This is a genomic window from Streptomyces sp. NPDC048254 (assembly GCF_043201895.1).
In the GTDB taxonomy this organism is placed as follows: Bacteria; Actinomycetota; Actinomycetes; order Streptomycetales; family Streptomycetaceae; genus Streptomyces.
This window is the reverse complement of record NZ_JBICZJ010000004.1, coordinates 530,643-550,160: the sequence shown is the minus strand read 5'-3', so window position 1 is coordinate 550,160 and position 19,518 is coordinate 530,643. Positions and strand designations below refer to the sequence as shown.

21 protein-coding genes are annotated in these 19,518 nt (G+C 71.9%); 8 read left to right on the top strand and 13 right to left on the bottom strand.

Translation table 11 applies throughout. The annotated features are described in order from the left end of the window. Positions 1 to 23 precede the first annotated feature (23 nt). From ACGFZQ_RS14990 to ACGFZQ_RS14975, 4 genes are all read right to left on the bottom strand, one after another. Entirely contained in the window at positions 24 to 245 is a 222-nt protein-coding gene (locus ACGFZQ_RS14990; protein ID WP_393840711.1) for a helix-turn-helix domain-containing protein, read from the bottom strand. Further along, the gene (locus ACGFZQ_RS14985; protein WP_393840710.1) at positions 245 to 736 is read right to left on the bottom strand and encodes a DUF2975 domain-containing protein; all 492 of its coding nucleotides are present in this window, start codon (positions 734 to 736) and stop codon (positions 245 to 247) included. Before ACGFZQ_RS14985 ends, ACGFZQ_RS14990 begins: the two co-directional genes overlap by 1 nt. A gap of 214 nt (positions 737 to 950) precedes the next feature. Beyond that, positions 951 to 1,871, bottom strand: a complete 921-nt coding sequence (locus ACGFZQ_RS14980; RefSeq protein WP_351736683.1) for an NADP-dependent oxidoreductase — start codon at positions 1,869 to 1,871, stop codon at positions 951 to 953. A gap of 531 nt (positions 1,872 to 2,402) precedes the next feature. Next, positions 2,403 to 3,032, bottom strand: coding sequence for an LUD domain-containing protein (locus ACGFZQ_RS14975; protein ID WP_393840709.1), 630 nt, complete (start codon positions 3,030 to 3,032; stop codon positions 2,403 to 2,405). A 158-nt stretch (positions 3,033 to 3,190) separates the two neighbouring features. On the opposite strand from ACGFZQ_RS14975, the gene sigJ reads away from it, so the two are divergent. Beyond that, positions 3,191 to 4,174: an RNA polymerase sigma factor SigJ gene (gene sigJ, locus ACGFZQ_RS14970; protein WP_393840708.1), complete on the top strand. Its 984-nt coding sequence runs from the start codon at positions 3,191 to 3,193 to the stop codon at positions 4,172 to 4,174. Positions 4,175 to 4,216: 42 nt separating this feature from the next. Here the strand turns inward: sigJ and ACGFZQ_RS14965 are convergent, their stop codons facing one another. Beyond that, positions 4,217 to 4,915: an IclR family transcriptional regulator gene (locus ACGFZQ_RS14965; protein WP_393840707.1), complete on the bottom strand. Its 699-nt coding sequence runs from the start codon at positions 4,913 to 4,915 to the stop codon at positions 4,217 to 4,219. A 317-nt stretch (positions 4,916 to 5,232) separates the two neighbouring features. Between ACGFZQ_RS14965 and ACGFZQ_RS14960 the strand changes: the two genes are divergently transcribed. The 4 genes from ACGFZQ_RS14960 to ACGFZQ_RS14945 all read left to right on the top strand — a co-directional run bounded on the left by ACGFZQ_RS14960 (position 5,233) and on the right by ACGFZQ_RS14945 (position 9,961). Beyond that, positions 5,233 to 7,224: a BTAD domain-containing putative transcriptional regulator gene (locus ACGFZQ_RS14960; RefSeq protein WP_393840706.1), complete on the top strand. Its 1,992-nt coding sequence runs from the start codon at positions 5,233 to 5,235 to the stop codon at positions 7,222 to 7,224. Positions 7,225 to 7,602: 378 nt separating this feature from the next. After that, positions 7,603 to 8,508, top strand: coding sequence for a BTAD domain-containing putative transcriptional regulator (locus ACGFZQ_RS14955; protein WP_393840705.1), 906 nt, complete (start codon positions 7,603 to 7,605; stop codon positions 8,506 to 8,508). Between the two features lie 95 nt (positions 8,509 to 8,603). Beyond that, positions 8,604 to 9,647, top strand: a complete 1,044-nt coding sequence (locus ACGFZQ_RS14950) for a glycoside hydrolase family 25 protein (RefSeq protein ID WP_393840704.1) — start codon at positions 8,604 to 8,606, stop codon at positions 9,645 to 9,647. 20 nt (positions 9,648 to 9,667) lie between these two features. Then, on the top strand, positions 9,668 to 9,961 hold the full coding sequence (locus ACGFZQ_RS14945) for a hypothetical protein (protein WP_393840703.1): 294 nt from the start codon (positions 9,668 to 9,670) through the stop codon (positions 9,959 to 9,961). A gap of 157 nt (positions 9,962 to 10,118) precedes the next feature. On the opposite strand, the gene ACGFZQ_RS14940 is transcribed toward ACGFZQ_RS14945, so the two are convergent. The 6 genes from ACGFZQ_RS14940 to mftA form a co-directional block, all read right to left on the bottom strand. Then, entirely contained in the window at positions 10,119 to 10,265 is a 147-nt protein-coding gene (locus tag ACGFZQ_RS14940; RefSeq protein ID WP_393840702.1) for a hypothetical protein, read from the bottom strand. Then, positions 10,262 to 11,134: a mycofactocin biosynthesis peptidyl-dipeptidase MftE gene (gene mftE, locus ACGFZQ_RS14935; protein WP_393840701.1), complete on the bottom strand. Its 873-nt coding sequence runs from the start codon at positions 11,132 to 11,134 to the stop codon at positions 10,262 to 10,264. The genes ACGFZQ_RS14940 and mftE overlap by 4 nt, the downstream gene beginning before the upstream one ends. A 1-nt stretch (position 11,135) precedes the next feature. Next, positions 11,136 to 12,317: a pre-mycofactocin synthase MftD gene (mftD, locus tag ACGFZQ_RS14930; protein WP_393840700.1), complete on the bottom strand. Its 1,182-nt coding sequence runs from the start codon at positions 12,315 to 12,317 to the stop codon at positions 11,136 to 11,138. A gap of 89 nt (positions 12,318 to 12,406) precedes the next feature. Then, on the bottom strand, positions 12,407 to 13,645 hold the full coding sequence (mftC, locus tag ACGFZQ_RS14925; RefSeq protein WP_393840699.1) for a mycofactocin radical SAM maturase: 1,239 nt from the start codon (positions 13,643 to 13,645) through the stop codon (positions 12,407 to 12,409). Then, positions 13,642 to 13,932: a mycofactocin biosynthesis chaperone MftB gene (gene mftB / locus ACGFZQ_RS14920; protein WP_393840698.1), complete on the bottom strand. Its 291-nt coding sequence runs from the start codon at positions 13,930 to 13,932 to the stop codon at positions 13,642 to 13,644. The genes mftC and mftB overlap by 4 nt, the downstream gene beginning before the upstream one ends. A 16-nt stretch (positions 13,933 to 13,948) precedes the next feature. Continuing rightward, positions 13,949 to 14,071, bottom strand: coding sequence for a mycofactocin precursor MftA (mftA, locus tag ACGFZQ_RS14915; RefSeq protein WP_351736717.1), 123 nt, complete (start codon positions 14,069 to 14,071; stop codon positions 13,949 to 13,951). Positions 14,072 to 14,458: 387 nt separating this feature from the next. Between mftA and mftG the strand changes: the two genes are divergently transcribed. Beyond that, entirely contained in the window at positions 14,459 to 15,997 is a 1,539-nt protein-coding gene (gene mftG / locus ACGFZQ_RS14910; RefSeq protein ID WP_393840697.1) for a mycofactocin system GMC family oxidoreductase MftG, read from the top strand. Positions 15,998 to 16,047: 50 nt separating this feature from the next. On the opposite strand, the gene mftR is transcribed toward mftG, so the two are convergent. Beyond that, on the bottom strand, positions 16,048 to 16,677 hold the full coding sequence (mftR, locus tag ACGFZQ_RS14905; RefSeq protein WP_393840696.1) for a mycofactocin system transcriptional regulator: 630 nt from the start codon (positions 16,675 to 16,677) through the stop codon (positions 16,048 to 16,050). A 241-nt stretch (positions 16,678 to 16,918) separates the two neighbouring features. Here mftR and ACGFZQ_RS14900 point away from each other — a divergent pair, with 241 nt between their 5' ends. Both ACGFZQ_RS14900 and ACGFZQ_RS14895 read left to right on the top strand, forming a co-directional pair. Then, entirely contained in the window at positions 16,919 to 18,142 is a 1,224-nt protein-coding gene (locus ACGFZQ_RS14900; RefSeq protein ID WP_393840695.1) for a glycoside hydrolase family 88 protein, read from the top strand. Positions 18,143 to 18,406: 264 nt separating this feature from the next. After that, a complete protein-coding gene (locus ACGFZQ_RS14895) occupies positions 18,407 to 18,838 on the top strand; it encodes a universal stress protein (RefSeq protein ID WP_393840788.1) in 432 nt (143 codons plus the stop codon). A 93-nt stretch (positions 18,839 to 18,931) separates the two neighbouring features. Here the strand turns inward: ACGFZQ_RS14895 and ACGFZQ_RS14890 are convergent, their stop codons facing one another. Beyond that, positions 18,932 to 19,438, bottom strand: coding sequence for a MarR family transcriptional regulator (locus tag ACGFZQ_RS14890; RefSeq protein WP_351736725.1), 507 nt, complete (start codon positions 19,436 to 19,438; stop codon positions 18,932 to 18,934). Between the last annotated feature and the right edge of the window lie 80 nt (positions 19,439 to 19,518).

The following is a 19,518-nucleotide window of genomic DNA, read 5'->3' as shown; positions in this document are numbered from 1 at the left end:
CGCCCGTCCTGGGGCATGTCACGTCATCCGCCGGCGGCGTCCTCGTCCTCCCAGCGCAGCAGGTCGCCCGGCTGGCACTGGAGCACCTCGCAGAGCGCGGCGAGCGTAGCGAAACGTACTGCCTTGGCGCGGCCGTTCTTGAGTACCGCCAGGTTGGCGGGCGTGATTCCCACCCGGTCCGCGAGCTCGCCCACGGACATCTTCCGCCTGGCCAGCATCACGTCGATGTCGACGGCGATCGGCATCAGATCACCTCGTCCAACTCGGCCCGCATCTCCGCCGCTTCGACCTCGCGCGCGACAGCCTGGGCGAGCAGCATCCGCAGCACGAGCACAATGAGCGCGACCCCGAGGATGGCCACGCCAACCCCGCCCATGATCACAGTGACGCCGGGGTCGTCCCGCTGGCCCGGCGCGTTGATGGCCGTGACCGCGAACCACAACAGGGCAGCCGCCACGATCGCGCGGATCACGTAGTCCACGTACCGGAAGGCGGCGTGGGAGAACACGGTTCCGCGTCGCACCATCGTCACCAGCCGCCATACGCAGACCAGGGCGACCTGGGCCGACACCATGCCCAGGATCGTGATCACGCGCAGCGGGGTCAACGGGAGCGATCCGTCCTCCGGGTCACTCCCACTGACCAACGTCCACACCATCCCTGCCTGTACGAACACGGTGCCGGCGAGCACCACCGCGAGCACGGCGCGCAGCGCACGCACTGTCAGTTTCCCCACAGCCCATCCTTCCATCGAGTTACGATGGGAATCTATCGAGTTTCGATAGACTGGGCAAGGGGCGGAAGGGAGGGCGGGGCGGAGGGTTCGCACCGTGGCGGGACGCCGCAGCCCCCGAGCTGCCAGGAAACACCCTTGTGGCCATCGTGTGCCGGCACCAGACAGGAGTCGGCCCAGAACGCTGCGCCGGACAGGCCGGGAGGCACCCTGGTCCTCAGTCCTCCGCGATCCGGATGACGGTCCGTCCGGGGACGCGTTGTCCAGGGGCGAAGGCCGCGGCCGCCTCGGCCAGCGGGCGGACCGCGCCGACGCGCACCCGGAGCCGTCCGTCCCGCAGACGCTGCGCCAGGTCCGTGAGGCGTGCGCGGTCGGGCTCCACGACGAAGAACAGGGCCCGCCCGTCCTCGGGGCGGACCGTGGGCGGCTGGGCGATGGAGACGAGCGTGCCGCCGGCCCGTACGAGCGCGGCCGAACGATCGAGGACGTCGCCGCCGATCACGTCGAACACCACGTCGACCTCGCCGGCGTCCGCCAGTCGGCCGGCGTCGAGGTCCAGGAACGTGTGCGCGCCGAGCGTGAGGACGGTGTCCCGGTCGGCGGACCGGCCGGTGCCGATCACGCGGGTTCCCGCCTCCCGCGCGAGCTGCACCGCGAGCGAGCCGACGGCGCCCGCGGCACCGTGGATCAGGACGGTCTGGCCGGTCACGATCCGCGCGTGGTCGAACAGGCCCTGCCAGGCCGTCAGACCGGAGATCGGCAGCGCGGCCGCCACCGTGTGGTCGACATCCGCGGGCAGCGGCGCGAGGTTGCGGGCCTCAACGGCGACGTACTCGGCCAGCGAGCCGTCGCGGGCCCAGTCGGTCAGACCGAAGACCCGCTGGCCGACCGTGAGACCGGTGGTTCCGTAGCCGAGTTCGGCCACGACACCCGAGACCTCGTGCCCGGGCACGCTCGGCGTCCGGTCGCGGCCCGTGCGATCGGTCCACGTTCCGGGCCAGGTGAGCTCCCCCCGGGTGAATCCCGCGGCATGCACCCGCACGACGACGTCGTTCTCGGCGGCATGGGGATATGGCCGGTCGGTGAGGGTCAGCCCGCTGACTCCGGCGTCGCGGTCGGAGGCGGTGATGGCTTGCATGAGCGTTCTTCCTGTCTGATCGGTGAACTGGCCGGCCGGCTGGTCCGCCACTGGCCTCTGTCTGGTTTCCCACAAAGTGCGCATATCCATCGCATCAGGCGACCGGCGGTTCCGTAGGCATGTGACCCTCCGACCTGGACGAGGGCGATCAGGGGCGGCCGAACACCGGCACAGTGAAGGTGCCCGGCCGGCCAGGACGGCAACGGCAACGGCCGGAAGCCACCGGTGCCCCTGCAGCTCAACCTCAGCCCCCGCCATCTGACGCGGCTGTTCCGGGAGGAGCCGGCCACCACACCGGCCCGCTACGTCCGCACTCCGTGACCTCGACGCCCCCGACCGGCTCACCCGCTTGGTCGTAGCCGTGCCAGCAGTACTTGACGGCGAGGACGTAGCCGTCGGGGGTGATGAGCCGGCCGGCCTCGATGGGCCGGTCGCGGGTGACATCCCCTACATGATCACTGACGAACCGAGGAGACGCCCCGCCCGGCTCAAAGCCTGGTGCGGCACGCGGCGGCGACGGCTCCCGGTGGTTCAGAAACCGATGGCTTCGCGGAGCAGCAGGACGGTGCCGCGGCCGGCCTGATGTTCCGCGTTGAGGATGAGAAGGCGGTTGACGGCGCTGGGCCACCCGTAGGCCTCCCGGGTGCGGGCGCTCTCCAGCGGAAGGCAGTGGTCTTCGACGCGCCGTAGCGCGGTGTCCAGGTCGGGTACCACCTTCTGCGCCCCGACGATCCAGATCGCGCGCGCCGCGCCGCCGGCGTAGCCGGGCAGCTGGCTTCCGCTGCCCGAGGCGACCACGAGGGAGCCGGTCTCGGTGACCGCGGCGACGCTGCCGACGATGACGTCGGGGCCGGCCAGCAGCCGCCGGATGTCGTCGGCGCCGGTGACCCGGTCCATGGCCAGGACGCGTGGCTTGATGGCCTGGTACCGTCCGCCGGCGTTGATGTCCTCGTCGATCCCGGACAGCCGGAGGGTCTCGCTGGCCCCGGTGAACACACTGGCGCCCTCCGGTATCAGCTCTTTGACGCGGGTGCGCGCGGCAGCGGCGTCGTCGAGGATCTCCACGGTGAAGCCTTGTGCGGTCAGCGCGGTGGCCGCCCGCTCCAGGCGCTGCGCGGGCGCCGGGTCGGTGAACGGTGTTGCCGGCATGGAGGTGGTCATGGTGTCTGCGCGCTTCCTGTTCGCTGGATGATGTGTTCGTCCCGTCGGTTCGACAACACAGCCCGCCGGAATGTGAGGTGGCGCTCGGGCCTCACATTCCGATGCGCCGTCTTGTCGAACCGATGAGGGCAGACACGACCGAGGGAGCCGTCGCCACCATGACCACCCGATCCGGGCAAGGAAACGCACCGGCCGATCCGGGCCTGGAGGCGATCATGAGCGAGCGGCGTCAGCTGATGAACATCGCCTACCGGCTCCTGGGCTCCCTGGCCGAGGCCGAGGACGCCGTCCAGGAGACCTACACCCGCTGGTACACGATGTCCCCGCAGCAGCGGGACGCCGTCGAGTCCCCCGGCGCCTGGCTGACGACGGTCACCAGCCGCATCTGCCTCAACCTGCTCGGCTCCGCCCGGGCCCGGCGAGAGACCTACGTGGGCGAATGGCTCCCCGAGCCGCTGCCCGACCGTACGGAGTGGGCCACCGGGCGCCCCGGCGGCACCACCGCCGACCCGGCCGACCGGGTCACCCTGGACGAGTCGGTCAACCTGGCTTTCCTGGTCGTGCTCGAATCGATGACCCCGGCCGAACGCGTCGCGTTCATCCTCCACGACGTCTTCTGCCACTCCTTCGCCGAAGTGGCCGAGATCGTCGGCCGTACCCCGGCGGCATGCCGCCAGCTGGCCTCCTCGGCCCGCCGCCGTATCCGGGCCTCGCGCCCCTCCGCGACGCCGGCTGCCGAGCGCGCCGGCACCATCAGGGACTTCAAGCAGGCGTGGGAGGCCCAGGACATCGACGCGCTCATCGGCCTGCTCGACCCCCATGCCACGGCGATCGCGGACGGCGGTGGCCTCGCCGCGACCTTCCTGCACCCCATCGAGGGCAGCGAGCGGATCGCGTACGCCTGGATGGAGATCGCCCGCCGCAGGCCCGGCGACATGGCGCTCCTGGAGCGTACGGTCAACGGTCAGCCCGGTCTGGTGGCCGTGCAGGCAGGGGCCACCGTGACGGTGTTCGCGTTCGACGTCGCGGGCGACCGGATCACGCGCATCTGGGTCGTACGCAACCCCGAGAAACTCCGTCGCTGGACGACGGCACGTGTATCCCATCGGTGGCGGAACGCGGCCCCGGACGCCCGATCCTGAGCGGGCTTTCGGGCGGTACGCGCGTCCGGTCCGCGGGCCGGTTCACCGGCCGCGCAGGGCCGCGCTGATGGTCCTTGCCGTCTGCTGCACCACGCCCACCAACCGGTCCAGGTTGTGCGCGGGATCGGTCACGACGCTCAGGGACGCCGGCGGCGCGCCGTGCGGTCCGCGCACCGGTACGGCCACACAGCACACGCCGGCCGCCACGTCCTCCCGGTCGAAGGCGACGCCCAGGTCCCGGATCGCCTCGGCCTCCCGGCGCCAGGACCCCGGCAACGGGCCCAGCGGGAGCCGCGGATACACCCCGGCGACCAGCACCTTGCCCGCCGCGGTGAACCATGGCCAGGCCCCGCTGTCGAGTGTTCGGCCGAGCGCCCCGGCATGCTCGCCGGGCGTCCAGTCCAGGACCAGTGTCTGTCCCTCGCGCAGCACGTTGAGCCCCACCGACGCGCCGGTGATGCGCGCGAGGTGGCGGGCCGGTGCGCGGGCGGCGGCGCGCAGACCGGGGTACGGCTGCCAGCCCTGCCCGAGCCGGAAGATCCGCGGTCCCATGCGGTAGCCCCGGCGGCTTCGCTCGACGGCGCCCAGTTCGACCAGCTGTTCAAGGAGCCGGTAGGCGGTCGTCTTGGGCAGTCCGCACTCGGCCGCGAGCCTGGTCAGTCCGGCCTCTTCGACCCGCTCCACCGCCCCCAGCAGAGCGAAGGCGCCCTCCAGCACACTCCGGCCTCCGCCGTCCGACACCTGTGGCCGAGGCTGCGGCTGCGGCTGCGGCTGCGGTGCGACGTACCGGGCCTGTGGCTCGTACGGGTGGTCCGGCCGCCGCGCCGTCGATTCCGCCGATCTCGTTGCTGTCGCTCCCCGTTGGTGGTTCACGTGTCTCTCCCCCGGATGCCACCGGACCGGCTCCCCCGCGGCGCCGCTCCCCGTGCGCGGTGCGCCGCCGTGCGCGGAGTCGCTCCGCCCCAGCAGACTGAAGTCCGCCTCATCAGACTGAAGTTCGAGTGTGGGCCGGAACGTTGTCGATAGGTTGTCGCCCGGCACGAGATTGTGTGCATCGAGTGAAGAAGATCTGTGCGGGGAGTGTGGACATCGTGGTGGAACTGCACCTTCTCGGTCCCGTGGAGCTCTCGGTGCAGGGCCGGACCGTCGAGGTCGGGCCGCCGCAGCGCCGCACGGTGCTGGCCGCGCTGGCGGTGGACGCCGGCCGGCCCGTCCCGGCCGATGTACTGATCAGACGGGTCTGGGGTGCCGATCCGCCGGACGGGGCGCGGCGCGCGCTGCACGCCCATGTCGCCCGGCTGCGTCGGCTGTGCGAGCGGACCGAGGACCCGGGACATCCCCGGTTGCGCCTGGTGCGCCGCTCGGCCGGATACCTTCTGGAGGCCCGCCCGGACCAGGTGGACATCCACCGGTTCCGCCAACTGGTCGGCCGGGCCCGGGAGACGGAGCGGTCGGACGAGACACGGGCGGCGCTGCTGCGCGAGGCGCTCGGACTGTGGCACGGGGAACCGCTGGCCGGGCTCGGCGGGCAGTGGGCGGCACAGGTCCGCGAGGCCTGGCGGCGGCAGCACGTGGACGCCTCGGTCGCCTGGGCCCGGGTGAAGTCGCGGGTCAGCGACCCGGTCGCCGTGATCGGCCCGCTGACCGAACTCCTCGACGCCTACCCGCTGGTGGAACCGCTGACCGAGGCGCTGATGCGGGCGCTGCACGCCGCCGGCCGCAGCGCGGAGGCGCTGGACTGCTACTCGACCGTCCGTAAGCGGCTCACCGAGGAGCTGGGCACCGACCCCGGCGCGGAGTTGCGCAAGGTCCACCAGGCGATCCTGCGGGGAGGCCTGGCCGAGTCCGTCGCACGGCCGGTGTCCCGGACGCCGGTCCGGGCCGCTCCCCCGGCGCGACGGCCGGCGGTGACGACCCCCTGGCCCGGCCCGGCACCTGGCCAACTACCCATGGGAGTACGTGGATTCACCGGGCGCGGCGAGGAACTCGCCCGGCTCGAGGACATCCTCGCCGCCTCGGCCGAGCAGCCCTCGGCGGTGGTGATCACAGCGGTGTCGGGCACGGCCGGGGTGGGCAAGACCGCGCTGGCCGTGCACTGGGCTCGCCGGGCGCAACAGGCTTTCCCCGACGGCCAGTTGTACGTGAATCTGCACGGGTTCGCGCCCGGCGGGTCGGCGACGAGCCCGGCGGAGGCGGTACGGGGGTTCCTGGACGCCCTCGAAGTGCCCCCGGCCCGCATCCCGGCCGGGCTGGAGGCGCAGGTCGGGCTGTACCGCAGCCTGCTGGCGGGGCGCCGGGTGCTGGTGGTGCTGGACAACGCCCGCGACGCCGAACAGGTCCGTCCGCTGCTGCCCGGAGCGCCCGGCTGTCTTGCACTGATCACCAGCCGAAGATCCCTGACCGGTCTCGCCGCCACCGAGGGCGCCCAGCTGCTGACCGTCGGCATGCTCGCTCCCGACGGCGAGGTCGGCAGCCACGCCGGTCAGGCCCGCATCCATCAGCACCTGTCCCGGATGTCCGAGGCGCAGGGCCGGCACCAGGAAGCGCTCGGCCACGCCCAGGACAGCCTGTCGCACCACCGCGCCGCCGGCGACCGGGCCGGGCAGTCCGCCGCCCTGAACCACATCGGCTGGATCCTCGCCCAACGCGGTGACCACGAAGAGGCCCTGACGCACTGTCGGCAGGCCCTCGATCTGGCGCTGGAGACCGGCGATCTCAACGGGCAGGCGAATATCCAGGACAGTCTCGGTTACCTCCACCACGGGCTCGGCGAGCACGCCGAGGCCGTCGACCGCTATCAGCAGGCCCTCGACCTGTTCCATCAGACGGGCGACCGCCACAGCGAGGCCAGCGGTCTGCTCTGTCTCGGCGACATCCACGACGTCACCGGCCGCCCGTATCCGGCCCGCGCCGCGTGGGCCCAGGCCCTGGCCATCACCGCCGAACTCGGCCTCCCGGACACGGATCCGCTCCGCGCCCGGCTCCTCGAACGGCATCGCCGCGCGACCGCCGACGCCACCACTGCCGAGTCACGCCCGGCACCGGCCTGAGACAGGACGCCTGGTGCAGAAGCCGGCCAGGCAGGCGTGAGCCGGCCGTTCGTCCGGAAACCATGGTCACGGCCGGGTGCCGGGCGTGAAGTCGTCCGAGAGCCGGGTGCGGTGCTCGACACCGAGCGACTCGAACCGGGTGCCTGCGGCAGCACGCGTGTTGACCCGCAGTGCGGTGCCCCCTGGGCCGCGTCACCGGCGTCCTGGAACCGCCCCTTGATCCGCAGTTGAAGTCGGCCCTCGCGGCTGCCGTGGCACGCCGGCCGTGGGCTGTGCCGTGCCGCCGGGTCCGTGACCACGTGGTCCGCTGAGCGGAAAGGGGCATGACAGACACCTTCGGCCTGTTCACGCTGGCCGCCTCAGGTATATGCGAACGGCATGGCACACGGGACCGGCCGCTCAACCGGCGGCCTCGACACGGGGGAACGGCGAATGGTGATGGTCTGGAACGAGTTGACGGCGGAACCGCGAAGAGACCGTACCGCTGGACGGGAAGAGGACCTTGTCGGGCTGCGCCTGTTTGGCGCCTTCCGCCTGGAGGGAGCGAACGGGTCGATCGCCGTTCCGGCGAGCGCACAGCGACTGCTGGCCTATCTCGGACTGCACAGACGGGCGCCCCGTTCGGTCGTCGCCGGGACGTTGTGGCCCGACGTCGCCGAGGAGCACGCTCTCGGCAGTCTGCGTACGGTCCTGTGGCGGCTGCGCCGGATGCGGCAGCCGGCGGTCCGCAGCGACGGCGACAGCCTGTGCCTGGCGGACGGCGTGTCCGTCGACGTCGACGACTTCACCCGGGCGGCGCTGCGGTTGACCGGTTCCTCGCAACAGGCTTCGGGTGATGCGCCACCTCCGCTGACCCTCCTGGAGAACGGTGAGCTGCTTCCCGGCTGGGACGAGGAGTGGATCCGCCCGGAGCGGGAGCGGCTGCGCCAACTCCGCCTGCACGCACTCGAAGCGCTGAGCGTCCGGCTCACCGTGCGCGGCTGCTACGCGCTCGCGCTGGAGGCGGCCCTCAGGTGCGTGGCGATCGAGCCCCTGCGCGAGAGTGCCCACTGCGCGGTGGTGGCCGTCCACCTGGCCGAGAACAACGTCGTGGAGGCGATCCGGCACTACGAGGCGTTCCGGCGGCTGCTTCGCGAGGAGCTCGGACTCGAACCGTCGGCGCGCTTGGCCGGCATGTTCCCGTACCAGGTCAAGGGCGGTACGCGGATACCGTCGCCCGCGGTCTCGGCTGCCGGGAGGGCGCCGTCGGCCGGAGTGAAGGCGCCCGGTCCCATACGGGGTTGACGCGGCGTTGACGTCCCGGTCACGGGGGGCCTGCCATCGTCTCCGTGCCCACGCAGGGCCGGCATTTGTTCGACAAGGAAAAGGGGGGCGCCGACATGGCCACATGCCGGGGAGTCGATCTCTCGGTCTATCAGGGAGCCCAGAACTGGAACGCCCGCAAGGCGGAAGGCGTCGTCTTCGCCTTCGCCAAGGCAAGCGAGGGCGAGCACTCCCGGGACGCACACTTCACCACGCACATCGCGGGCATCGCCAAGGCCGGGCTCGTCCCCGGTGCCTACCACTTCGGCTGGCCCAACCAGGACGCCGGCGCCGAGGCGGCCAACTACATCGCCGCCGTGAAACCGCACGCGGGCCCGGGCTTCGTGCACTGGCTGGACCTGGAACGCAGGTCCGACGGCGCCAACTACGGGGGCGTCACAGCCGCCGGGATCAGGGCCTACGCCACAGCCTGGATCGCCAGGGTGCAAGCCGCGTTTCCCCATCAGCGGGTCGGCCTGTACACGGCGGGGAGTGACCTGGCGGCCGGCCACGCGCCCGCCACCGTCCCCCTGTGGTACCCCGCCTACCCCTGGTCCGGTGCGGCGACCTACGCACAGGCCGAGGCACACCCGAAGCCCAGCCCGTCCGGCAGGTCTCCGCTGTTCTGGCAGTTCACCTCGACCCCCCTCGACCGATCCATCTGCTACCTGAGCGAGTCCGCGCTGCGCGCCTGGGCCGCCGGAGAGGAAACCGAAGACATGGCGCTCACCACGGACGACATCAACAAGGTCGCGGCCGCGGTTGTCGCGAAGCTCGTCGCCGGCGGCGGTGTGCTGGAGACGGCGGACGTCAGAGAGGTCGCGGCCGCGGCGGCGAAGGAGGTCCTGACCATGGACGGAGTGATCAAGGCCCCTGCCGATGCCCCGGACGCGAAGACCAACCCGTACTGGGCCCTCCAGTCCTACATCAAGGACACCAACGCCCGGGTGCGCCTCGTACAGGCGACGGAGGCGGCCCAGAGCGCGGTCATCGCACAACTCGCCGCCGCTCTCGCGACGTTCGACAAGAACATCGACCCCGCCGCGCTCGTCGCCTCCATCACCACGGCGATCGAGACGGCCGTGAGCAAGGTCGTCATCCACCTCGACCCCGCATCCTGAGACCCCGGAGGGTTGTACCCGTGAACCTCTTCGCCAGCTTCATGCGCACGGTCGTGCCGATCGTCGCCGGGCTCCTGCTGACCTTGCTGGTCCGCATCGGCGTCGACTTCGACTCGGCGTCCGTGGCGAGCGTGGTCACCACGGTTCTCACCGGCGCGTACTACACGACGTTCCGGCTCCTCGAAAGCCTCGCCGTGAAGCTCCACTCCCGGCCGCTCGCCACCGTCGCCGGAATCCTCCTCGGCTGGGCGGCTCCGCCCGACTACGCGGGTACGGTGCACCCGGCGCAGACCACCACCGAGCACAGTTCCTGACCTCGCCTGTCAGGGCAGCACCACGGCCGCCCTCGCGTTGGACGTGCTGGTCCGACGAGTCCGGTCGGCCAAGGACGCGGGGTCGGTACAGGGCCCGGAGGCGGGCGGCGGGCAGGCGCGCCCCGCCACGGCCGCCGACTGAGCGGCGGAGCCACCGTCAGGGGCTGCGGCCGGCCAGCATGGCCCGGGCCCGTGGGGTGAGCCGCAGCAGCCGGGTGGGCTGTCCGCCCAGCAGGGCCCCGCCGTCGTCAAGGACCCGGGTGCCTCGGTCGAGAGTGACGGTGAAACCGTTGGGGAGGGTCATGGGGCCGGCCGTTCTCGGGCGGAGTTGTTCGTGGTGGCGCGGGTGCCGGACGCCGTTGCTGCCGCGCCGTGCGCGGCCGTCCGCCGGGCCGCGGTCGGCGTCTGCGCGGACGCCGGGGGCTCGCCGAGTCGCCCGCGCGGGTTGGGCCGCCAGGCGCGGATGCGCCGGGCGGCGCTGTCCGCCAGGGCGCGCAGCAGAGCACGGCCCTCCTGCGCGGTGGCGCCGGTGGGGTCGCCGAGGACGCCGTTCGGTGCGACGGCCCGGACACCGTGCGCCGTCAGCTCCGGCATGAGCTGAGCGATCGGTCGGGTGTCTCCGGGGACGGCGGCGTCGAGTCGTACGTCGTCGGGGGCGAGGTGGAGCATGAGTGACGTCTCGGTGCGCCCGGCGTGCGCGTCTCCGCCGGGGACGCCGCAGCCGAGCCACGCGGTGTCGTGTCCCTCGGCACGCAGTTGGGCCACAGCCGCGTCGAGGGTGGCCACGTTGCCGCCGTGGCCGTTGACGAACACGCACTGTCCGGCCCACAGCGACAGCGACCGCACCATCTCGACCAGCACCGTCCGCAGTGCCTCGTGACCGATGGACACGGTGCCGGGAAAGTGGGCGTGCTCACCGCTCGCGCCGAAGGTGAGTGCGGGTGCCAGCAGCACCCGCGCACCGGAACACTCCTCTGTCCGGTCCCGGTCCGCCAGCCGTTGGACGGCCGCACGGGCCACCGCGGTGGCCACGACGGTGTCGGTGTCCAGCGGCAGGTGCGGCCCGTGCTGTTCGGTCGACCCGACGGCGACGACCACCAGCGGCGCGCCGGTGATCTCCGGCCACACCGCTCGCCCCAACTCGTTCTCTCCGCGTCCACGCTGACCTGGCATGTCAGCCGCTTGTGCCGAGGGTGCGGGTGAAGCCCGCGGGGATGACCAGGTCGTCGGGGCACAGCTCGTGGACCGAGGCCCGGCCCAGCCCCAGGACGGCGGAGTCGAGCCCACCGCGCAGCAGGTCCAGTACGTTCTCCACACCGGCCTGGCCGTTGGCGCCGAGGCCCCACAGGTAGGCGCGGCCGATCAGGACGGCGCGGGCGCCGAGGGCCAGTGCCTTGGCCACGTCGCCGCCGCGGCGGACACCGCCGTCGAGGAGTACCTCGATGTCGCTGCCGACGGCCTCCACGACGGAGGGCAGGATCCGGATGGTCGCGGGCGTGGTGTCCAGGTTGTTGCCTCCGTGGTTGGAGACGGAGACGGCGGAGACGCCGGCGTCCACGGCGCGTCTGGCGTCGTCGACCCGGGTGACGCCCTTGAGGAGGAACGGGCCGCCCCACTCCTCGCGCATCCACTTGACGTCGTCCCAGGTGGGCGGAGGGGTCTGCATCCACTCGTAGTAGGCGCCGAAGAAGGTGGGGGCGCTGCCGCCGGGCGGTTGCAGGTTCGGGGTGGTCAGGTCGGGTATCCGGCCGGTTCTGGCGAAGGACCACAGCCAGCGTGGCCGGGTGATCACGTCGGGCGCGAGCTTCATCGCCGTCCTGAGGTTGATCGATTCCGGGATCTCCGGGCTGCCCCAGTCCCGGCCGACGGAGAAGGACCAGTCGAGGGTGGCGATCAGGGCCTTCGCACCGGCGGCGCGGGCCCGTTCCATGCGCCGGCTCATACTCTCGCGGGTGCCGGTCCAGTACATCTGGTAGAAGGTGTTCGCGTTGGCCGCGGTGACCTCCTCCACCGGTTTGGAGGCGAACGAGCTCAGTCCCATGATCACCCCGCGGTTCGCCGCCGCGCGGGCCACGGCGACCTCGCCGTCGGGGTGGACGGCCTGGACGCCGGTCGGTGAGATCACCACGGGCATGGAAGTCTCCACGCCCAGCACGGTGGTGGTGAGATCACGCTCGGCGTGGTGGCCCGCGATGCGGGGTGCGAAGCCCAGTTCGGCGAAGGCCCCCAGGTTGTCGTCGATGGTCCGGCCCCGTTCCGAGCCGGCCACGAGGGCGTCGTACACGGTGCTGGGGAGGTACTTCTTGGCGCGGCGCTGGGCTTCCGCGACCGTCTCGAACCAGGGGTTCCTGCCCATACGGCGACTCTTCCTCGAAAAGGACTGTTATGCGGACGGGATCTGCCGGACGACGGGCGCGGGTACCGCGAACACCGTGGGACACGGCGTCATGTGAGGCTCAGTCCGGCCAGCGGGTCCTCGGCACAGGCGCTGACCGGCGGCCGGTCGACATCCCGGCGGCGGGTCAGCACCAGGTCGACCGGGCCTCGGCGCCCCGCGGGTGCGGTGCGATGGGTGTGGTCGGCGGACGGCCTGGGAAGGTGACCGCGCCCTTCGGGGCGCTGCGCGAGCAGCTGCTCCCCGTAGCCACGGACGCACTCGGGGTCGGGGCCGTCCAACGGCAGACCGGTGAAGAACTTGGCGGCCATGCAGCCGCCCTTGCAGGTGTCGTAGAAGGAACAGGAGGCGCACGCCCCGCCTGTCTGCGGCTCCCGCAGGCCCAGGAACAACTCGGACTCGCGCCACACGCGGGCGAAGCCGCCGCCGTCGCGCACGTTGCCGGCCAGGAACTCGTCGTGGATCGCGAACGGGCAGGCGTAGACGTCGCCGACCGGGTCGATCAGACAGACCACCCGCCCTGCGCCGCACAGGTTCAGGCCCGGCAGGGCCTGGCCGTAGGCGGACAGGTGGAAGAACGAGTCACCGGTCAGGACCTGGTCGCCATGGGCCACCAGCCAGTCGTACAGCTCGCGCTGCTGGGCCTGGGTGGGGTGCAGTTCGTCCCACACATCCGCACCGCGCCCGGAGGGGCGCAGCCGGGTGAGCCGGAGCTGCGCGCCGTAGCGGTCGGCGATGGCCTTGAACTGGTCCATCTGCGGGATGTTGTGGCGGGTGCAGACCACGGAGAGCTTGAAGTTCTTCATCCCGGCGTCGGCGAGGTTCCGCATGGCGCGCAGCGCGGTGTCGTACGAACCTGCTCCGCGCACCGTGTCGTTGACCTCGGGGGTTGCCCCGTCGAGGGAGATCTGGACGTCCACGTAGTCGTTGGCGGCCAGGCGGCGGGCCACCTCGGGAGTGATCCGCACTCCGTTGGTGGAGAACTTGACGCCGACGCGGTGGGCGGTGGCGTAGTCGAGGAGTTCGAAGAAGTCGGCGCGGACGGTGGGTTCGCCGCCGCCGATGTTGACGTAGAAGACCTGCATGGCCTCCAGTTCGTCGATGACGGCCTTGGCATCGGCGGTGGTCAGCTCACGCGGGTCACGCCGCCCCGAGCTGGACAGGCAGTGGGTGCAGGACAGATTGCAGGCGTAGGTCAGCTCCCAGGTGAGGCAGATGGGGGCGTCCAGGCCGTATTCGAAGAGGTCGACCAGACGGCTCCCGGCCGACCGGGGTGCTCGGGCAGTCATGACGTACTCCTTTCGACGACCATCGAGGCGCGGGCCAGTGCGCCCAGCGCTCGCCCGAAGCCGGGCAGTTCGCTCTCCGTGACCTCGGCGGCCGAGCAGGCGGCCCGCGCGGTGGGCGCCGTGGCCAGAGCCTGGACGGCGGCAAGCAGACGGGGGTCCTTGAGGAAGGTGAGCTTGCGGGTGCCGAAGTGGTAAAGCAGTGCGCCGAAGGGTTCGGGCCGCACCGAAACCTGCGGGTGCAGGTCCCAGGCGCGGTCCAGGTCGATCGGGGGATCGATCGGGTTCATGGGTCGTCGCGGCGGTCTAGTAGACGCCGCACATGCCGTCGATCGAGACCTCCTCGATCAGCGTGTCCGTCTCGACCAGGGCCTCGGGCTCGACCTCGGTGGCCTGCTCGTCGGCGGAAACGGTGTCGAACTCGTTCATGCGGTCCTCCCGGGGCTTGGCTCCGGCGGGCTCGCGCCGGAGCGTGTGGGGGGCGGAGCGGAAAGGAAGGGCAACCGCCGTCGGAATCGGCGGGCGGCAACTGGCGCGTGTCACGGTCCGTTCACGTGCCGGGCCGACGGAGAACAGCGGACGGATCCCTGCTTGCAGCCAGGAGACTAACGGCACTTGGTGCCAAAAGGAAGGCGTCGGCGTTCAACTGCGCCTGACGGGGCGATCGGTGCACCAGCGATACGTTGGCCGGGGGCTTGCGCTCGTGCCGGGACTCGGCTTTGATCCCTGAGCCATGACAGAGATCCGCCTGCTCGTCCGCCCCGGGCCTCTCCCGTGAGTTCGGCACCCCTGTCCGGCGCATCTCATGATGTGCTCGTGGTCGGCGCGGGCGCCGCGGGTGCGGTACTGGCCGCCCGCCTGAGTGAGGATCCCGACCGCACCGTCCTGCTGCTGGAGGCGGGCCCCTCCCCCGCGACCGAAGAGGAGTTCGGCCACCGGCTGCTCGACGCACGGCTGGTCCCCGGTGCTCAGCCGGATCACCCCGGCACCTGTGTCTACCCCGTCCACCTCACCCCCGAGCGCCCGTGGGCGGTGCCTCGCGGCCGGGTGCTCGGCGGCTCCACCACCGTCAACGGCGGGTACTTCGTACGCGCCCGCCGCCAGGACTTCGACCGCTGGTCCGCCCTGGGCAACCCTGCCTGGGCCTACGACCGGGTCCTGCCCTTCCTGCGCGCGCTGGAGAACGACCTCGACCTCGGCGCCGGGCCCATGCACGGCGGTCAGGGCCCCGTACGGGTCCGGCGCGTGCGGACGGACCACCCCGCGGCCAGGGCCTTCCGCGACGCGGCGCGCAGCTGCGGATACGCCGTGGAGCCGGACAAGAACGACCTCGACGCGGCGCCCGGCTTCGGACCGGTACCCACCAACTCCGTGGACGGCGTACGCCGCAACACCGCCCTGAACTACCTGCCGCCGAAGGTCCGTGCCCGGCCCAATCTCACCGTACGAGGCGGAAGTCCCGTCGTCCGGGTCGCGGTGGCACACGGCCGCGCCGTCGGCGTGGTGCTCGTCGACGGCACACTCGTCCGCGCGGGCGAGGTCGTGCTGAGCGCCGGGGCCATCGGCTCCCCCCAGTTGCTGCTGCTGTCGGGCATCGGCCCCCGCGCCGACCTGGAGCGGCTCGGCATACCCGTGGTCCGGGACACGCCCGCGGTCGGTGCGCACCTGAGCGACCATCCTCAGGTGGTCCTCGACTGGACGCTCCGCCACGACCCGCCCGCACCGCGGGGATCCTGGCTCGGCGGGTGCCTGCATCTGGCCTCGGGCGTCGGCGAGTCCGGCGGCCGCGACGGTCCCGGCGACCTGGAGATACTCCAGTCCCTCGTGCCGATGCGGGGGTTGACCAGCGGCCGGACCGGCGCGCCGGGGGAACCGCTGCCGTTCCTGGTGGCCGCGCAGGCACCGCGGCGAACCGGCCGGCTGAGCCTGGTCCGCTCCGATCCCGCGACGCCGCCCCGCATCCACTACGGATTCCTCAGCACACCGGACGACCGACGCCGGCTGCGCGAGGGAGTGCGCGCCGCGGCCGCGCTGCTGGCGTCACCGCCCATGGCGGATCTCGCCGCCGGACGTGCCGGCCCGGCCCCTGACGTGCTGGCGGCGGACAGGGCGCTCGACCGGTGGGTCGCCGACAACCTCGGCACCGCGCAGCACACCTGCGGCACCGTGCCGATGGGTGTTGCCGACGAACCCGGCCGTGCCGCCGTAGACCAGTACGGACGTCTTCACGGCATCCGCGCGCTACGCGTCGCCGATACCTCGATCCTCCCGGACGCTCCCCTGCGCGGTCCCGCCGCCACGGCCGTCCTGGTGGGCGAGGTGGTCGCGGACGCCATGCGCCGCGAGCTGCGCTGACGTTCCCGGCTACCGCAGCACACGTCTCCGCTCCGGCCCGTGGTTGGGGATCAGCCTGGGAGGTGGGTCAACGAGTCCCACCCGCCGGCCAGTTGACGGAACGTCGCGTCGATCAGTGGCGCGAGAAGTCGGCGTTCGTCGGCGAGCCAGTGCTCGTAGGCGGCGATGGCGGCGGCCAGGGAGGCGTGGCCGACGAGTCGCGGCAGCAGATCGGACGTCGACAGGCCGGTGCGTGCCGCCACGAACTCGGTCACGATGGCACGCCACGCGTTGTACCGCAGTGTGGCGTCGGCCTGGAGTGTCGGCACGGTGAGGATGAGCTGCATCCGTTGCCGGTGCCAGGGCACTTCCTCGGGGTCGAACCGGTTGAACTCGACGACCGCCTCGCGCAGCGCATCCGCGAAGGGGACGTCCGGGTCGACGGCGTCGAGCAGTTTGCGCAGGCCCGCCAGCTGGTTCTCGAAGTCGCCCCAGACCAGGTCGTTCTTCGAAGCGAAATAGCGGAAGAAGGTACGGCGCCCGATGCCGGCGGCGCCGGCGATGTCGTCCACCGTCGTGCTGTCGAACCCCTGGGAGGAGAACAGCTCGAAGCCGATGCGTTCCAGGTCGGCGCGGGAGGTGACGCGGGGCCTCCCGATCCGGCCAGGTGCGTCCGCTCGCGCGCTGGTGGCCTGCTCCACGGGCTCTCCCTCTCCCGGGCGGACCTCGGGCGACGGCCCAGGGCATCACACGATACGCGTCGCCGGTGAGACGCCGCGAACGACGTCCATGTCACCCTGCCCGAAGCATTCTGGGTACGGACGCGCACGATGAGCGTTCATATACGCGAACATCATGCACATGGGTGTACATGGTCCGAGCGGGCATGCCACACTCCTTCAACTCCCGTGCACCTCAGTCCAGTTGGAGAGGCAGGCAGTCATGTCCATCTCCCGGCGGGCCGTGCTGGCCACGGCAGGCGGCGCCGCGGTCGCCTACGCCAGCGCACCTCTGCCCGCGCACGCCGAGGCCGGGCACGTGCCGGCCGCCACCACGCACGTCCTCAGAGCCGCCGCCGACTACGCGGTCGAGAAGGTCCGCGCCGTCGCACCCGGCGTCACCGGCTTCCCCGTCGCGACCAAGTTCGAGAAGTGGACCTACTCCCAGAACGGCGACTGGGTCGGCGGATTCTGGCCCGGCACCCTGTGGATGTGCTGGCTCCACACCGACGACGACCGGTTCCGCGCCCTCGCCCTCGACTCCGCACGCAAACTCGCCCCCCGCCGCACCGACACCACCACCCACGACCTCGGCTTCCTGTTCACCCCCTCCTGGGTCACCGCCTGGCGCCTGACCGGAGACGACCAGTGGCGCACCGGCGCCGTCCAGGCGGCCGACTCCCTCATCCGGCGCTACAACCCCCGCGGCCGGTTCCTGCGGGCCTGGGGCGCGCTGGACGACCCCGCCAACGCCGGGCGCATCATCATCGACACGATGATGAACCTCGACCTGCTCGTCTTCGCCACGCAGCAGACCGGCGACACCGCCTACCTCGACATAGTCGCCCACGCCGAGACCACCCAGCGCCTCTTCCCGCGGGCCGACGGTTCCACCCCGCATGTCTGGGACCTCGATCCGGCCACCGGCGCCCCCGTCGGCCCCAACACCGTCCAGGGCTACAGCCCCACCTCCTGCTGGTCCCGTGGACAGGCCTGGGGGATCTACGGATTCACCACCCTCTACCGCCGCACCGCCGACGCCCGGTTCCTCACCACGGCGACGCGCCTGGCCGAGTACGCCATCGGCGTGCTCACCCCCAACCACGTCCCCGTCTGGGACTACCGGGCGCCCCAGCACCCCCACGACATCAAGGACGCGTCCGCCGGAGCCGTCATGGCCTGCGGGCTCCTCGACCTGGCCGCCGCGACCGGCCGCCAGAAGTACCGCGACGTCGCCCTGCGACTGCTGACCGCGCTCGCAGGGACCTGCCTGACCAGGGCCTCCGCCCGAGCGGACGCCGTCGTCGCCCGCTGCACCCGCAACCGGCCGGCCGAGGACGGCGTCGAGGTCTCCCTCCCCTACGCCGACTACTACCTCCTCGAAGGCATCCACCGGGTCCTCCACCCCCAGGCCCTCGACCGTGCCATCGACCTCACGATGCCCTGACCGACGGCGGAGGTGCGACGGTGCGCAGCCGCGACGACAGCAGGACGCGGTGTTCGGCCGCCGGGCCGGCACCGGTCGGCTTCCCGCAGTTCAGTGGCTGTTACATGGACCGCTGTCCGTCGCGCCGGCGACCGGTGAGATGATCACAGCATGGGGACGGAAGAACTCGTTCGGCGCCGGACGCGCCGAGCCGTCACGCCGGCATCCGGCGTCCCAGACCACCGAGTCGACCTTCCGCACCCCGAAAGGGGAAGTACCGTGTCCGTGTTCCAGCGCATCCTCGTCGCCGTCGATCCCAGCCCCGCCCGCCGCTCCGCCGTACGGCTGGCCGGCGAGCTGGCGCGGCTCACGAACGCCGAGGTCCGCGTCGTACACGTCATCGCCTCCGCCGCCTCCGTCGCGGCGATCGTCCCGCTGGAGGAGGACACCGAGGCCAAGGCCGTTCTGGACGAGGCGCTCGCCGCCCTCCGGGACAGGGGCGTCAAGGCCGAGGGAACCCTCCTGAGGGGGCTCACCACCCAGATCGCGACCGCCATCTCGGAGACCGCCGAGGAGTTCGACGCCGATCTCATCGTGCTGAGCCCGCACCACCGCAGCGCCGCTCAGGCGCTGTTCGACCCGCGGGTCAGCGATGCCGTCGCGCACCGCACCCACACCGCGATCCTGCTCGCCCCGGAGAGCCAGGACCAGGACTGACCGGCATGAGCCCCGGGGCCGCCGCGGATGCCCGTGTCCGCGGGGGCTCCGGGCTCACGCATGCGGGCCCCTCGGCGTGGCGGACGCCGTCTCCTAGCGTCGGCGCCAGGGCAGCGCCTCCTGCTCGTCGCCGTCGGCGTCCATGCGCTGGAGCGCGGTGTTGATCGACTCACCGATCGCGGCGAACTGGGTCACCTGCTCAGGGGTGAGGGCGTCGAAGACGGCTCGGCGGACCGCCTCCACGTGGCCGGGGGCCGCGCGCTCCAGGAGGCGCATGCCCTCCTCGGTGAGGACGGCGAACTGGTTGCGGCGGTTGCCGGGGTCCTCGCGGCGGTCGACGTACCCGGTCTCCTGGAGCCGGGTCACGGCGTGGGTGAGCCGGCTTCGGGTGATCTTCAGACGTTCGGCCAGCTCGGACATGGTCAGGCTGTGGTCCTGGACCGACGACAGGTGGACGAGCAGGGTGTAGTCGGCGTGGGTCATGCCCGCGTCGCGCCGGAGCTGGCGGTTCAGGTGGTCGGACAGGTGCGTGGAGAACTGGACATAGGCGAGCCACGCCCGTCGTTCCTCGGGGTTCAGCCAGCGTGGCGTCGTGGTCATGCGCGCACTGTAACCATTGACGTTTGAATGTTCAAACCTCTTGTGGGTGCGCGTTTCCGTGCCGCGGCCGAGCTCTCCAC

Excerpts from the sequence above, each read along its gene's own strand:
- ACGFZQ_RS14990 (WP_393840711.1), bottom strand. The coding sequence starts at position 245 with ATGCCGATCGCCGTCGACATCGACGTGATGCTGGCCAGGCGGAAGATG.
- ACGFZQ_RS14980 (WP_351736683.1), bottom strand. The coding sequence starts at position 1,871 with ATGCAAGCCATCACCGCCTCCGACCGCGACGCCGGAGTCAGCGGGCTG.
- ACGFZQ_RS14975 (WP_393840709.1), bottom strand. The coding sequence starts at position 3,032 with ATGACCACCTCCATGCCGGCAACACCGTTCACCGACCCGGCGCCCGCG.
- sigJ (WP_393840708.1), top strand. The coding sequence starts at position 3,191 with ATGACCACCCGATCCGGGCAAGGAAACGCACCGGCCGATCCGGGCCTG.
- ACGFZQ_RS14955 (WP_393840705.1), top strand. The coding sequence starts at position 7,603 with ATGGCACACGGGACCGGCCGCTCAACCGGCGGCCTCGACACGGGGGAA.
- ACGFZQ_RS14950 (WP_393840704.1), top strand. The coding sequence starts at position 8,604 with ATGGCCACATGCCGGGGAGTCGATCTCTCGGTCTATCAGGGAGCCCAG.
- ACGFZQ_RS14940 (WP_393840702.1), bottom strand. The coding sequence starts at position 10,265 with ATGACCCTCCCCAACGGTTTCACCGTCACTCTCGACCGAGGCACCCGG.
- mftE (WP_393840701.1), bottom strand. The coding sequence starts at position 11,134 with ATGCCAGGTCAGCGTGGACGCGGAGAGAACGAGTTGGGGCGAGCGGTG.
- mftD (WP_393840700.1), bottom strand. The coding sequence starts at position 12,317 with ATGGGCAGGAACCCCTGGTTCGAGACGGTCGCGGAAGCCCAGCGCCGC.
- mftC (WP_393840699.1), bottom strand. The coding sequence starts at position 13,645 with ATGACTGCCCGAGCACCCCGGTCGGCCGGGAGCCGTCTGGTCGACCTC.
- mftB (WP_393840698.1), bottom strand. The coding sequence starts at position 13,932 with ATGAACCCGATCGATCCCCCGATCGACCTGGACCGCGCCTGGGACCTG.
- mftA (WP_351736717.1), bottom strand. The coding sequence starts at position 14,071 with ATGAACGAGTTCGACACCGTTTCCGCCGACGAGCAGGCCACCGAGGTC.
- ACGFZQ_RS14900 (WP_393840695.1), top strand. The coding sequence starts at position 16,919 with ATGTCCATCTCCCGGCGGGCCGTGCTGGCCACGGCAGGCGGCGCCGCG.
- ACGFZQ_RS14890 (WP_351736725.1), bottom strand. The coding sequence starts at position 19,438 with ATGACCACGACGCCACGCTGGCTGAACCCCGAGGAACGACGGGCGTGG.